This is a genomic window from Marinobacter bohaiensis (genome assembly GCF_003258515.1).
Classification (GTDB): Bacteria; Pseudomonadota; Gammaproteobacteria; order Pseudomonadales; family Oleiphilaceae; genus Marinobacter_A; species Marinobacter_A bohaiensis.
Map to the genome: position 1 here is coordinate 982,413 of NZ_QGEH01000001.1, position 13,052 is coordinate 995,464.

Sequence of the window (13,052 nt, forward strand, 5' to 3'; positions counted from 1 at the left end):
CCTTTTCCTTGACCCGCGTCAACGGCGACGATGATGCGGATTATTCCTCATTTCCCACCACTTGTATTACGCTGTTTCGGAACAATTATTGATCAATAAGTCGATAAACGTCGCCCGGTCCGAATGGGCGAGGAGACATCCGGAGGGTGTGCATCCATCATGGAATTCAAGGATTACTACGCGGCATTGGGCGTCAAAGAAGACGCGTCGCCCGACGAGATCAAGAAGGCCTATCGCAAGCTGGCGCGTAAGTATCATCCGGACATCAGCAAGGAAGACGACGCCGAGGATAAGTTCAAGGACGTCGGCGAAGCCTACGAGGTGCTGAAGGATCCAGAGAAGCGAGCCGAATACGACCAGCTGCGCACTTACGGCGCCGGACGCAGTGGCCATTTCGAGCCGCCGCCCGGCTGGGAGAGCGCCTCGCGCTTCGGCGGTGGTGGCTATACCGAGGCGGATGCGGGCCAGTTCAGCGATTTCTTCGAGTCCATTTTCGGCGGTGGTCGTCACGCTGGTTTTGGCGGCTTCCGCCAGAACATGCGCATGCGTGGTGAGGACGTGCATGCCCGCCTCGCGCTGTTCCTGGAGGAGGCCTACAGCGGTTGCGAGAAGCAGGTTCAGTTCGAGGTCACCGAGAACGATGCCCGCGGCCTGCCGAAGCGGCGTACCAAAACCCTTAAGGTCAAGATTCCCGCCGGGATGTCCCAGGGTCAGCACATTCGTCTGAAAGGACAGGGGGCGCCCGGGTTTGGCGGCGGCGAAGCCGGCGATCTCTTCATTGAGGTGGATCTGGCACCGCATCCGCTGTTTACCGTGGACGGTCGGGATGTGGTCATGACGTTGCCCGTCGCGCCCTGGGAAGCGGCGCTCGGGGCGGAGGTTACCGTGCCCACGCTGGGCAGCCGGCTCAAGGTCAAGGTGCCCAGGGGCGCCACCGGCGGCCAGAAGCTGCGACTGAAGGGCAAGGGCCTGCCCGGCAAAAAACCGGGGGATCAGATCGTGGTGCTGCAGATCGCGCTGCCGCGCAAACACGACGGTGACAGCGAAGCCCTGTACCGCAAACTGGCCGAGGCGGAGAAGGGATTCAATCCCCGCGCCCATCTGAACGTGTAACGGAGTGCGACGTGAAGACGGAAATCAGCTACCAGGTGGAAGTGCTCGACCAGCGCACCCGTTTCAGCCTGCGGGAGATCTGCGAACGCGGCGACGTGCCTGCCGAGTTCGTGATCAAACTGGTCAATCATGGCGTGATCACGCCAGTGGAAGACGGCCCGGTCAGCGGCTGGAGCTTCGATGCCGTGGCGCTGACCCGCCTGCGCAAGGCCCAGCGCCTGCAGCGTGATCTCAAGATCAACGTGCCGGGGCTGGCCATGTCGCTGGAACTGCTCGACGAGATGACCGAGCTGCGCCGGGAGGTGGAGCGGCTCCACCAGCAACTGCGTCAGTTCATGGAAGACTGAACGATCGGCACGGTGGGGATGTTCAGCCGCTAAAACAGCGTTCCTGAAGGCTGGCCATTGCGGCCCGGTATTCGTCGGCAAGGCGGCCCACCAGGTCGTCCACCGATACCACATCCCGAATTGCGCTGACGCCCTGGCCGGCGGACCAGACGGTCTTCCAGGCCTTGGCTTCGTCGTCGATGGGTTTGAGTTTTTCGCCGTAGTCGATGGCGCCGGGCTGGTTGAGCCTGTCCATCGGGTAGCCCGCCGCTTGCAGGCTCTGGCGCATGAAGTTGGCGGGAATGCCGGACACGGCGGGGGTGTGAACGATGTCGCCCGAGACGGCTTCGATGATCATCGTCTGATAGGCGCTGTCGGCCAGGGATTCCCGGGTGTTGATAAAGCGCGTTCCCATGTAGCCCAGGTCCGCTCCCATGGCCTGGGCGGCCAGCAGATCCTCACCGTTCGACAGGCAACCGGCCAGGATGATGGCGCCGTCGAACACTTCCCGGATTTCTTTGACCAACACCATCGGGCTGGTCGTACCCGCATGGCCGCCAGCGCCCGCCGCCACGGCAATGATGCCATCCACACCGGCTTCGGCGGCTTTGCGGGCGTGTTTCTGGTTGGTCACGTCGTGGAACACCAGGCCACCATAACCGTGAACGGTCTCCACCACATGGCTGGCCGCGCCCAGCGAGGTGATGACGATGGGCACCCGATATTTTTCGCACAGGGCCAGATCCGCCTGCCAGCGCGGGTTGGTCGGGTGCACGATCAGGTTGACGGCATAGGGGGCGACCGGGCTGTCGGGCGCCGCCTCTTCCAATTCAGTCAGGCCGGCCGTCATGGCCTGCAGCCAGGCCTCGAAGCCCTCGCTGGTGCGTTGGTTGAGCGCCGGGAAACTCCCCACGATCCCCTTGCGGCAGCAGGCCAGGGCCAGCTCCGGGCCGGAGATCAGGAACATCGGGGCGGCGATCAGCGGGAGAGTGAGGCGATCCTGCAGGGCGTGGGGAATGGGCATGAGGACTCCTTGGTTGTTGTGTTTCTTTTCCGGGCTGAATCATTGACCTCCAAAATTAACCGAGACCGCTTCGAACGTCTATTGCAGGCGCCCCGGGCTGGTGTAAGCTGCTCTGCGACAACGAATCACAAGACAGCCAAGCTATGAACAGGGAGTGATCGATATGGGCGAAGCCAAACGCCGACAGCATCGGGGCGGTTCCTCCGCGAAACTGGAGCGCATGCGCCGGCGGGTCCTGCTGGCGGGCGTGGCCGTGTTGGTGGCGACTTTCCTGGTCGCGGTGTTGTGGTGGGTTATCCAGCCGCCGCAGCCGACGTCGGATGCCCTGCCGGATGTTGCTGAAGGTGCGGACCCGTTCCCTGCCAACTTTGACAGCGTCGGTGTGTCCATCGGTGATCCCGATGCGCCGATCGTGGTGCGTGAGTTTGCTGACTACCAGTGCCCGGCCTGCGCCCGGTTCGCGCCTGCCTCCGAGAAGCTGCGTGAGACTTACGTGAAGGACGGCCAGGTGCGGCTGGTGTTCTTCGACCTGCCCCTGCGTCAACACGCCAATGCCCGCCCGGCGGCGCTGGCCGCACGCTGCGCCGCGGACCAGTCTGCCTTCTGGGGCATTCAGGATAGGCTTTACGAAAACCAGTCCGAGTGGTCCGGCCAGAGCGACCCGGTTCCCACATTTGCCCGCTACGCCGACGAACTGGGCCTGGACAGCCGCCGTCTGGAACGCTGCATCCGCACCGAACTGCACGGCGATGTTATTGCCCAGAGCGTAGGCGTGTCCCAGCAGCTGCAAGTTGCCAGCACACCGACGGTCTACGTCGACAACATCCGCCTGACTCGCCCCGGTTGGAGCCAAATGGATGCCGTGATCCAGCGTGAGCTGGCGGAGCAGCAATAACCTTTTCTCCCGGGGTCAGATTTCTCTGGGCCCGGTTTCTTCGCTTTTTCACATTCTTTTTCCGTAGCGAGTGGAGGGTTTCTTTACAGACCTTTACCATACATCGCTGTTTTTCATGAAGCGCACGGAGCTGCGTGAAGTGCAAAACATGGATCTAAAGAACTGGAAAAAACAGGGAATACTCATGAAAAAGCGCGTTGTTGCTGTGCTGCTGTCCGGCCTGGTTGCAGGTCCGGTCATGGCCGATGATTTCAAATCCCAGGCGTACGTGGGGCTGAACTATCTGGCCGGCCAGTATGAAGAAGATCAGATTTCCGAGGATTTCGATGCCGATGTCCTCTTTGCCCAACTCGGGGTACAGCTTAATCCATACCTGGCAGGGGAATTACGTGCCGGCACAGGCCTGTCCGATGATTCCGCCACAGTGAGTGGCGTCGATCTGGGGTTGGATATCAACAGCCTGTTTGGCGCCTACCTGAAAGCCGGGCTGCCCACTGAAACGATCCTCTATCCCTATGTGGTTGCCGGCGTCACCCGTATTGACGCTGAGGCAACGGCTTCTTTCGGAGGTCTCTCGGCTTCCGAGTCCGATTCGGACAGCAGCTTTTCCTACGGCGTTGGCCTCAACATCGAACTGACCGACCAGTTCGTGCTCAATGCAGAGGCCATGCAGTATTACGACAAGGACGATGCTGAGCTTGCCGGCATCTCCGTGGGCGGTCAGTTCCGTTTCTGACGGCGACCGACAAGACACCGGTCCCCGGATCGGTGTCTTCCGCAGATCCCTTCCTTTTGTCACCCGCCATTGGTTAAAATCCGCTCGTCCTGAGAAGCCGTTGCCTCGCGAGGGCTTCTTGTTTTGACCATGCTCCGGATTTACGGTCCGGCCCGCAGGAGAAAACCATGAAAGATGTCGTTGTCTGTGCGCTGTACAAGTTCACCGCACTGGAAGATTATGAGCGTCTGCGTGACCCGCTGCTGGCGCTGCTGAATGAATACGAAGTCCGCGGCACCCTGCTGCTGGCGCACGAGGGCATCAACGGCACCATCGCCGGTTCCCGCGACGGGGTTGATGCGGTCAAGGCGTGGCTGGCCGATGACAGCCGCTTCGACGGCATCGACTACAAGGAATCCTACGTCGATATACAGCCCTTCAAACGCACCAAGGTGAAGCTCAAGAAAGAGATCGTCACCATGGGTGTGGAAGACATCGATCCGCGCCGCACCGTGGGCACTTACGTCGATGCCAAGGCCTGGAACGATCTGATTTCCGACCCGGAGGTGCTGCTGATCGACACCCGCAACCAGTACGAAGTGGACGTCGGGACCTTCCAGAACGCGGTCAACCCGGCCACGGATACCTTCCGGGAATTCCCTGAGTACGTCGCTGAGCACCTGGACCCGTCCAAACACCGCAAGGTGGCCATGTTCTGCACCGGCGGCATCCGCTGTGAAAAGTCCACGGCTTTCCTCAAGGAGCAGGGCTTCGACGAGGTCTACCACCTCAAGGGTGGCATCCTCAAATACCTGGAGGATGTACCCGAGGAAGAGAGCTTGTGGCAGGGCGAGTGCTTTGTGTTCGACGACCGGGTCACCGTCAACCACAACCTGGAGCGCGGCGGTTACGACCAGTGCCACGCCTGCCGCCGGCCAATCACGGAAGCCGACAAGCAGCGCCCCGAATACGAGCGGGGTGTGAGCTGTCACCAGTGCATGGACCAACTGACCCCGGAACAGCGCGCCCGGTTTGCCGAGCGTGAAAAGCAGATTCGCCTGGCCCGTGAGCGTGGCGAATCGCATGTGGGCGGTGAGGCGGCGGCTGTGATCGCCGAGCGTAAGGCGGCCAAGAAGCAGGCTCGCGCCGAACAGGCCCGGCAAAGCCAGCAGGGCGAGGCCAAGGCTTAAGGGGCCGGCACGATCTTGATCCCGGCAACGCCATGATCTGGGTAAAGCCGGTGGTGATCTGACTTCTCTGACGCCCTGTACGTTCTATCGACTTTTCAGCCAGGCCATTTTTCGTGTTTGATAGGCACGCTTGGTGCATAGGCCAAATGAGTAAAGAACGACGCAGGGAGTCGGCATGCGAACGTACAGACAGATTCTTTGGGGCGGCCTGCTGGTCGCCTCGTCCCCTTTTGCCCTGGCCCAGGACGACGAGAGCAAGAACTGGACCGGTGAGGGTGAGCTGGGTGTGCTCGTCACCGAGGGCAACAGTGATTCCACGAACATCAATGCGCGCCTCGCTCTGAAGCACGAGGTGGAAAAGTGGCGCAACACCGCCGAGTTCCGTTCCGTTTTTGCCGAGTCGGAGGACGATGAAACCGGCGAGGATGAAACGACCTCCGAGAAGTACAACGCCCAGGCGGAAACCAACTACAAGTTCGACGAGCGCCAGTTCTGGTTCCTGCGTGGCGCCTACGAGGATGACCGGTTCTCGGGCTATGACTTCCAGTCATCGACCAGTACCGGTTACGGTAACCGTGTCTGGCAATCCGGTGAGCGCTCCTACCTGGAGCTCAAGGCGGGTGCCGGTTATCGCTACAACAAGCTGGAGGAACCGGGCGATGACGGCGACGATGTCGAGAAAGGCACGCTGCTGCGCTTTGCCGGAACCTTCAACTATGGTCTGTCCGACAATGCCCTGTTCATTCAGGAGCTGAGCACAGAAGTGGGCCTGCAGGACGGCAAAACCATTACCGAATCCTTCACCGGCCTGCAGTCCAACGTGGTGGGGGATGTCTCCATGAAACTGGGCTACCGGGTCAAGCACGAATCCGAAGTGCCCGCGGGCACAGAGAAGACCGATACCGAGATCTCCCTGGCCCTGCTCTACGGCTTCTGACTCGGACTATGATTCGATGCCGCCCGCCCGGGCGGCTTAAATACGGTTGCGCAGGCCCAGATCTTCCGGGTAGGGAGCCATGTACTCCTGCTGTTCCAGGTACGACACTGGCCGGCGGCGCTGGGCCATACGCAGCAGCGACATGGGCACCACCAGCGGCACTTCCTCGCGCTGGTAGGCGGCAATCTGTTCGCAGATGACGGCCCGGTCGCTGTCGGACAGGGCGTCCCGCAGGAACCCCATCATGTGCTGCATCACGTTGGCATGGGCGCCGCGGCGGATATGGACCTTCATGATCTCCATGAAACGCCCGAAGTAGCGTTCTGCCACGGTCTCCAGGGGCTCGTCCTTCTGGTTGGCGATCAGCCGCCCCAGCTCGCGATAGCCGGGCTCGTCGTGGGCCATGAGCTGGAACTTGTGGCGGGTGTGAAAGGCGACCAGTCCGGCACGGGTGAGGCCGTTTTCGTTGAGGCGCATCCAGTCGTCGTAGGCATAGACGCGCTCGATGAAATTCTCCCGCAGGTGGCTGTCATTGAGTCGGCCCTCTTCCTCTACCGGCAGCAGGGGGTAGGCCCGCATCAGGGCGTCGGCAAACAGCCCGCGACCGTCCCGGTGTATCGTGCGGCCCTTCTCGTTGTGGACCTTGATCCGTTCCATGCCGCAACTCGGGGACTTGGCCATCAGGATATAGCCCCGCAAGTGTTCCAGCCCCGGCAGCGCGCCGTCGATCCAGTGCGTCATCTCATCGGTATAGTCCCGCTCTCCCTTCGACTCCATCAGCCGGACGGCCTCGCCCTGCTGGCGTAGCTGGATGGCCGGTCGCGGTACACCGAAGCCGGCTTCCAGCTCCGGGCAGACCGGGTGGTAGTCGAAGTAGCGCGAAAGCTGGCCGGTGCAGAAACGGGAGTGTTTGTGCCCGCCGTCGTGGCGGACGTTCTTGCCGAGCAGGCAGGTGCTGATGCCGACGGGAATCTTGGCCATGGGAAACGGAACCTCGTCTTCGCTGGATCGTCTCCGTGCATACGCGGCGGCCGCGCTATCCGATCAGGCGGTTGCCGTTATTCTTCCCGACGCTTGTGATAATCGGCCAGCACGGTGGCGTAGATGTTCTCCACGTCCCGGGCGAAATGGTCGATGGAGAAATCCCGGGCGAAGGCCAGGGCGTTGTCCGCCAGTTCGCGGTGCAGGGCCTCGTCGTCCATGATGCGTTGCACCGCCTGGCGCCAGCGCTCCAGGTTCTTGGGCGTCTTGAAGCCGTTATGGCCTTCGCGCACCACGTCGTCAATGCCGCTGGAGCGCACCGCCACCACCGGCAGACCCGCGGCCATGGCCTCCAGGATGACCATGCCCTGGGTTTCGGATACCGAAGCGAACAGGAACGTATCGCCCGCTTTGTAGTAGGTGGCCATGTCGTCGGGCGGGACCGCACCGATCAGCATAAACACATCGGTCAGGCCCAGGTCGTCGATTTTTCCCTGCAAGCGCTCGCGCTCGTGACCGTCACCGATCATCAGGAAGCGGAAGGGGCGGTCGGTCTGCTCCTTGAGCCCGGCGATGGCCTCGATCATGAAATCGATGTTCTTTTCTGTGGATAGCCGCGACACGCTGACGAACACGTGCTCGTCGTCGCGGATGCCCAGTTTTTCCCGCAGGGCCTCCACGTCGGCGTCGGAGACCGACTGGAAGCGGTCGAACTCGATGCCGGTGGGCTGCACGAAGGCCAGGGATTTCACCCCGATCATGCGCAGGTATTCCTCCGCCGAGTAGGTGGGCACGATCACGCCGTCGCACTTGTTGGCGAAATGCTTGATCAGCGCGTGGGAGATCAGGTTGCGGAAGATCAGGCCCGGTAGCGGCACGAAGTGGGCATAGTGCTCCAGCCGCGTGTGGTAGGTGTAGACCGCCGGCACCTTCAGCCGGCGCGCCATCCACAGCCCCAGGGAACCCAGCCAGAAAGGGTGATGGACGTGGATGATGTCCGGCTTGAAGGTGCGGATGGCCTGCCGGATGCGCGGCAGGAAAATATTGGCGATGCGGAACTCCCGCTGGGCGCCCAGGCTCACCAGGGACGGCACCCGCACCACGTGGGGTTCGTTGTTGGCCTGGTCCCGGTAGCGCGGGGCGACGATGCGGACCTGGTGAGCAAGCGCCTCCAGCCCCTGGCGCAGCCGTTCGATCGACAGCGGCACCCCGCCGATAAAGGGCAGGTAGTTGTTGGTGAACATGGCCACCCGCAGTTGCTTTTCCCGCCAGGGAGTGGGGTCCAGGTCAAAGTCCGGGTAATAGTCCCGGTCGACGAAAATCAGCGAGTAGAGCTTGATGGCGACCAGCCCCAGAATCCCCAGGATCAGGATGAAGTTGACGTAGCCCACGTAGAACAGCGAATGGATGAAGAACCAGAAGCTCTCCAGCTGCTTGAAGACCGGGTGCTGGCCGATGTTGAGCCGTTCCAGCGTGGTGCTGACGCCGTCCTTGCCCACGTCGACGCGGACGAAGTGATAGAAGCTGGTGTCGTTGTTCAGCACCAGTCCGCCGGCACCGCCGGTGACAATGTAGCGTGTGCCATGCGCCTGCTGTTCGGCATAGAACGGCAGGTTGGCGGAGAAGACCGCGTCCACGTTGTACTGCTGGAACAGGTCGATCAGGCCATCGCGGAATCTGGGATTCTGCAGGTACTCGTCCTCATCGTCGAACAGGGTGTCCTGATCCACGTGCCTGAGCGGCTCGCCGATGAACACGAAACGATGCTGGCTTTCGTCCTGGCGCATCAGGTCCGAAAGCCAGCGCAGTTGCCAGCGATAGGGCGTCTTGCCGGTGGCGTCGAGGAACACGAACAGGCTGTCGCCGGTGCGGAACGAGTAGAAGTAGGGGCCGTAGTGCTCGTAGAAGCGGAAGCTGCCGAAGTTGCTGAATTCGTTGTCGCCGAACGTCAGCAGATAGGGCACCTGCAGTTGGCTCATGGTCCGGTACAGGGCCCGGTATTTGTCCTCGCCGCCGCTGCTGACCGCGTTGCCCGCAGAAATCACGAAGTCCACGTCGGCGCCATTGAGCATCGGGATGATCTTGCGCTCGAACACCCCCACCGAATTATTGATGTTGCCGACCACGGCGAAACTGTATTGGTCGCTGTCGTCGAGGGCCTGATGAATGCGATCGATCTGCTCGGTGTGCACCGCTTCGTAATCCGGCTCGAAGAAGTCCAGATAGATCTTGTAGCCGATCAGCAGGAGGACGATCAGCAAACACAGGTAGAACAGTGCCTTGAGCGGTTTACGTCGGATCATCGCCGGTCCTTGCGACTTGCCGGGTCAGGGCCTCGCGTTTCTGTCGGCGGTCGCCGGACAGTTCCACCTGGGTCATCACCAGGCCCACGATCATGCCCAGGTAGATGGTGAGGAAGCGCCAGGCGACCGTGACCAGTACCAGATGCCCCGGGCCGAGAATCGGGCTGAAGAAGGTGCCGAACACCCCTTCGGAAATCCCCGAAGCCCCCGGCGTGGGCGCGAAGTACATGACGAAGGTGGTGACGAACAGCAGGCCCAGCACCATCAGGTAATCCACATCGTAACCCAGCGCCTGCATCAGCAGGGCAGGGAAGCTGAACAGCGAAACCAGGAACAACAGGGTGAACAGGATCGACAGAGCGATGTAGCGCCGGGGGCCGCGCCGATAGACGGTGAAGGCGCGGGAAAAGCGGGTCATCTCCCGCTTCATGCGGAACTGCCAGCGTTTGTGGCGCGCCGGACCGATCAGGCGGGCCCGGCGAACCGCCTGCAACAGCCCCGTCAGCAGCATGATCAGCCAGTGGGTACGCCACAGCACCACCGCAAAGAAGCCCAGGTAGAGCACGATGAACACCGCCAGCAGCTCGGCAATGCGGCCGATGATGGCGCGCCCTTGCAGGGCATCCATCCAGATCAGGCAGGCGGGAGTGACAGTAAAGATAAACGCCACCGCCAGCACGGTGCGCAGGGTGGTTGCGGCCGTGGCCGTCCCCAGCCGCACACCGTGGCGTCGCAGGTACCAGATCTGTGCCACACCACCGCCGGTGGCCATGGGCGTGACGTTGGAGAAGAAAATGTTGATGAACACCAGCCGGAACATATCCCGGAACGGCACGCGATGCCCCAGTGCCCGCAGCGTGTAATACAGCCGCAGGCCGTCGGACAGGAAGTAGATCAGCAGCAGGACCACGGCGCCGGCGAGGAAGCCGGGATGCAGCAAACGGTCGTCGAAACTGAAATTGCGCTCGGCGAACTGGGAATAAATGGTCCAGGTGCCGGCGGCGCTCAGCAGCAGGAACAGGAGGGAAAACAGGACCAGGCGTCGTCCGGGCGTTGCCGAGGTGTGTTCGTTAGACGATTGCTGACCGGCCATGTGGGCTCTCTTGATGGGTGCTGCGGCAGTGTACTGCGATCCTGGGGGGCGCTGGCAAGACCTGCCGTGGTCGTTTATAGGGTCGCTCTGGCCAATCGTTGGCTGCCCTTTGAGTCGGCGCAGGCGGCGGACTGGCGTCGATGGTGCATTGCCGGTGCCCGCGTGTGCCGCGCTATCGTCGATGCCGGCCCAACAATCAGCAGGTTACGGAACTGTCAGACAAGGTGGCGCTCCCCTTGCATAGGTCGCTAAGGGAGCGGTGGGGAACCACCGCGGGATCTGCGGATCATCAATGGATGCGACGACGTACTTCCTGGGCGTCAAACAGGGGGAAAGCCCATGACAAGGCTGGTTATCTTTACCGACCTGGACGGCACCTTACTCGATCACTACTCCTACTCGGCCGAGCCGGCGCGTCAGGCATGGGAAGCCGCCCGCGCCGGCGGCGTGCCCTGTATTTTCAATACCAGCAAGACCCGCGCTGAAGTGGAGCAGCTGCAGCAGAAACTCGGCATCGACGGCCCCTACATCGTCGAGAATGGCGCATCGGTGTGGTTTCCCGGCGACACCGATCTGCCGTTACCGCCGGATGTCCAGTCCGCGGGGGACAGTTACTGCAAGCTGCTGTCCGTGCCGCGCGGGGAAATTCTCGACGTACTCAAGCCGTTACGCCATGAATTCAGTTTCCGGTCGCTGTCCGACATGAGCGTGGCGGAGCTGATGGAACGCACGGGTTTGGAGCGCCAGCAGGCGGTACTGGCCGCCAACCGTGAATTCAGTGAACCACTGGTGTGGCAGGATACCGAGGATGCACTAAAAGAGTGCGAAAAGAGGCTGGCCCGGCACAACCTGCACCTGGTGCGCGGCGGTCGTTTTCATCACGTGATCGGCGCCTGTGACAAGGGCCAGGCCATGAGCTGGTTGCTGGCGGTCTACCAGAAGGCCTTCGGGGACGCCATCACGTCCGTGGCGCTGGGGGACAGCGATAACGATGTGGACATGTTGTCCGCCGCGGATATCCCGGTTGTGGTGCGCTCGCCGGCCCATGCACCACCGGCGATCCCGAATCGGCCCGAAGTGTGCATTACCTCTTCCTGTGGCCCCGAAGGCTGGTCGGAAGCGGTGACTTCCATACTGGTCCGGGAGGGGATAACGGCGCCTCAATAACAAACCGGCAGGCGCCCCGGCAGAGAGGAACCAAGCAATGGGTGATTTTTATCAGAACGGCATTGTGACAACCCTGCACAACCTGTCACGTCGCCCACTGGAAGAGCTGGAAGCGGAGCTGGTCACGTTCTCGAAAACGCGGCCGATGGCCCTGATCCTGCCCTGTCTCTACTCGGAACTGGAAACCGAGGCGATGCCCCGGATCCTGGAGCACCTCAAGCAGGTGCCCTATCTGAGCGAGATCGTGATCGGCCTGGACCGTGCCAACGAGGAGCAGTACCACCACGCCCTGACGTTCTTCTCGCAACTGCCCCAGCGCCACCGTGTGCTGTGGAACGACGGCCCGCGGCTGCGCCAGATCGACAAGGAACTCAAGGGCGAGGAACTGGCGCCCACCGAGCCGGGCAAGGGCCGCAACGTCTGGTTCTGCATGGGCTACGTACTGGCCTCCGGTCGTGCTGAATCCATCGCCCTGCACGACTGCGACATCGTAACCTACGACCGGGAGATGCTGGCCCGGCTGATTTATCCGGTCGCCAACCCCAATTTCAACTACGAATTCTGCAAGGGCTTCTACGCCCGGGTCGCCAACCAGAAACTCAACGGCCGCGTCAGCCGGCTGCTGGTGACTCCATTGCTGCGGGCGCTCAAGAAAACCCTGGGCAACCTGGACTATCTGGATTACCTGGACAGCTACCGCTACCCGTTGTCCGGCGAGTTTTCCTTCCGCAAGGACGTGATGACCGACATCCGCATTCCCAGCGACTGGGGTCTGGAAATCGGCGTGCTCAGTGAAATGAAGCGCAACTACAGCACCAACCGGCTGTGCCAGGTGGACATCGCCGACTGCTACGATCACAAGCACCAGAACCTGTCCCCGGACGACGACAGCGGCGGGCTGTCCAAGATGTCCATCGACATCGCCAAGGCCATCTTCCGCAAGCTCGCCACCAACGGCATCGTTTTCAACCAGGAGTCCTTCCGCACCATCAAGGCGACCTACTTCCGCATCGCCCTGGATTTCGTCGAGACTTACCGCAACGACGCCGAGATCAACGGCCTCAAGTTCGACGTCCACCAGGAAGAGCAGGCGGTGGAGCTGTTTGCCCGCAACATCATGAAAGCCGGGATCTACTTCCTGGAGAACCCCATGGAGGCACCGTTCATCTCCTGCTGGAACCGGGTGGCCAGTGCCTTCCCGGGCGTGATGCAGCAGCTGCACGACGCGGTCGAGCAGGACCTGGAAGAGCACGTGCCCAAGAGCGTCGCCAAGCGCGGCTGATTTCACTCACCGATGCGTGCAGAAGG

At 61.8% G+C, this 13,052-nt stretch carries 12 protein-coding genes; 8 read left to right on the plus strand and 4 right to left on the minus strand.

The genetic code is table 11. The features are described from left to right. The first annotated feature begins 159 nt into the window (after nucleotides 1–159). Nucleotides 160–1,113: a DnaJ C-terminal domain-containing protein gene (locus DKK67_RS04360; protein ID WP_111494752.1), complete on the plus strand. Its 954-nt coding sequence runs from the start codon at nucleotides 160–162 to the stop codon at nucleotides 1,111–1,113. A gap of 11 nt (nucleotides 1,114–1,124) precedes the next feature. Then, the gene (locus DKK67_RS04365) at nucleotides 1,125–1,460 is read left to right on the plus strand and encodes a chaperone modulator CbpM (RefSeq protein WP_228160509.1); all 336 of its coding nucleotides are present in this window, start codon (nucleotides 1,125–1,127) and stop codon (nucleotides 1,458–1,460) included. A gap of 22 nt (nucleotides 1,461–1,482) precedes the next feature. Here DKK67_RS04365 and DKK67_RS04370 read toward each other — a convergent pair whose 3' ends face one another. Then, a complete protein-coding gene (locus DKK67_RS04370; protein ID WP_111494754.1) occupies nucleotides 1,483–2,463 on the minus strand; it encodes an NAD(P)H-dependent flavin oxidoreductase in 981 nt (326 codons plus the stop codon). A 163-nt stretch (nucleotides 2,464–2,626) separates the two neighbouring features. Between DKK67_RS04370 and DKK67_RS04375 the strand changes: the two genes are divergently transcribed. The 4 genes from DKK67_RS04375 (at nucleotide 2,627) to DKK67_RS04390 (ending at nucleotide 6,200) form a co-directional block, all read left to right on the plus strand. Continuing rightward, nucleotides 2,627–3,358, plus strand: a complete 732-nt coding sequence (locus tag DKK67_RS04375; RefSeq protein ID WP_111494756.1) for a DsbA family protein — start codon at nucleotides 2,627–2,629, stop codon at nucleotides 3,356–3,358. A gap of 115 nt (nucleotides 3,359–3,473) precedes the next feature. Continuing rightward, nucleotides 3,474–4,094, plus strand: a complete 621-nt coding sequence (locus tag DKK67_RS04380; RefSeq protein WP_111494758.1) for an outer membrane beta-barrel protein — start codon at nucleotides 3,474–3,476, stop codon at nucleotides 4,092–4,094. Nucleotides 4,095–4,261: 167 nt separating this feature from the next. Further along, nucleotides 4,262–5,263, plus strand: a complete 1,002-nt coding sequence (gene trhO / locus DKK67_RS04385; RefSeq protein ID WP_111494759.1) for an oxygen-dependent tRNA uridine(34) hydroxylase TrhO — start codon at nucleotides 4,262–4,264, stop codon at nucleotides 5,261–5,263. Nucleotides 5,264–5,438: 175 nt separating this feature from the next. Further along, the gene (locus DKK67_RS04390; RefSeq protein WP_111494761.1) at nucleotides 5,439–6,200 is read left to right on the plus strand and encodes a DUF481 domain-containing protein; all 762 of its coding nucleotides are present in this window, start codon (nucleotides 5,439–5,441) and stop codon (nucleotides 6,198–6,200) included. A 36-nt stretch (nucleotides 6,201–6,236) separates the two neighbouring features. Here the strand turns inward: DKK67_RS04390 and DKK67_RS04395 are convergent, their stop codons facing one another. From DKK67_RS04395 to DKK67_RS04405, 3 genes are all read right to left on the minus strand, one after another. Beyond that, nucleotides 6,237–7,181 (minus strand): YbgA family protein, encoded by a 945-nt coding sequence (locus DKK67_RS04395; RefSeq protein ID WP_111494762.1) that lies wholly within the window; start codon nucleotides 7,179–7,181, stop codon nucleotides 6,237–6,239. Nucleotides 7,182–7,258: 77 nt separating this feature from the next. Further along, complete coding sequence (locus DKK67_RS04400; protein ID WP_111494764.1) at nucleotides 7,259–9,484, minus strand: glycosyltransferase; 2,226 nt, start codon at nucleotides 9,482–9,484, stop codon at nucleotides 7,259–7,261. Beyond that, entirely contained in the window at nucleotides 9,471–10,577 is a 1,107-nt protein-coding gene (locus DKK67_RS04405) for a lysylphosphatidylglycerol synthase transmembrane domain-containing protein (RefSeq protein ID WP_111494766.1), read from the minus strand. Before DKK67_RS04405 ends, DKK67_RS04400 begins: the two co-directional genes overlap by 14 nt. Nucleotides 10,578–10,916: 339 nt before the next feature. On the opposite strand from DKK67_RS04405, the gene DKK67_RS04410 reads away from it, so the two are divergent. Both DKK67_RS04410 and DKK67_RS04415 read left to right on the plus strand, forming a co-directional pair. Next, nucleotides 10,917–11,744, plus strand: coding sequence for an HAD-IIB family hydrolase (locus tag DKK67_RS04410; protein ID WP_111494768.1), 828 nt, complete (start codon nucleotides 10,917–10,919; stop codon nucleotides 11,742–11,744). A gap of 37 nt (nucleotides 11,745–11,781) precedes the next feature. Then, nucleotides 11,782–13,026: a glycosyltransferase family protein gene (locus tag DKK67_RS04415; protein WP_111494770.1), complete on the plus strand. Its 1,245-nt coding sequence runs from the start codon at nucleotides 11,782–11,784 to the stop codon at nucleotides 13,024–13,026. Nucleotides 13,027–13,052: the final 26 nt, after the last annotated feature.

What these genes read in the sequence shown, in the direction of transcription:
- DKK67_RS04360 (WP_111494752.1), top strand. Translation starts at nt 160, where the DNA reads ATGGAATTCAAGGATTACTACGCGGCATTGGGCGTCAAAGAAGACGCG.
- DKK67_RS04370 (WP_111494754.1), bottom strand. Translation starts at nt 2,463, where the DNA reads ATGCCCATTCCCCACGCCCTGCAGGATCGCCTCACTCTCCCGCTGATC.
- DKK67_RS04375 (WP_111494756.1), top strand. Translation starts at nt 2,627, where the DNA reads ATGGGCGAAGCCAAACGCCGACAGCATCGGGGCGGTTCCTCCGCGAAA.
- DKK67_RS04380 (WP_111494758.1), top strand. Translation starts at nt 3,474, where the DNA reads ATGAAGCGCACGGAGCTGCGTGAAGTGCAAAACATGGATCTAAAGAAC.
- trhO (WP_111494759.1), top strand. Translation starts at nt 4,262, where the DNA reads ATGAAAGATGTCGTTGTCTGTGCGCTGTACAAGTTCACCGCACTGGAA.
- DKK67_RS04390 (WP_111494761.1), top strand. Translation starts at nt 5,439, where the DNA reads ATGCGAACGTACAGACAGATTCTTTGGGGCGGCCTGCTGGTCGCCTCG.
- DKK67_RS04395 (WP_111494762.1), bottom strand. Translation starts at nt 7,181, where the DNA reads ATGGCCAAGATTCCCGTCGGCATCAGCACCTGCCTGCTCGGCAAGAAC.
- DKK67_RS04400 (WP_111494764.1), bottom strand. Translation starts at nt 9,484, where the DNA reads ATGATCCGACGTAAACCGCTCAAGGCACTGTTCTACCTGTGTTTGCTG.
- DKK67_RS04405 (WP_111494766.1), bottom strand. Translation starts at nt 10,577, where the DNA reads ATGGCCGGTCAGCAATCGTCTAACGAACACACCTCGGCAACGCCCGGA.
- DKK67_RS04410 (WP_111494768.1), top strand. Translation starts at nt 10,917, where the DNA reads ATGACAAGGCTGGTTATCTTTACCGACCTGGACGGCACCTTACTCGAT.
- DKK67_RS04415 (WP_111494770.1), top strand. Translation starts at nt 11,782, where the DNA reads ATGGGTGATTTTTATCAGAACGGCATTGTGACAACCCTGCACAACCTG.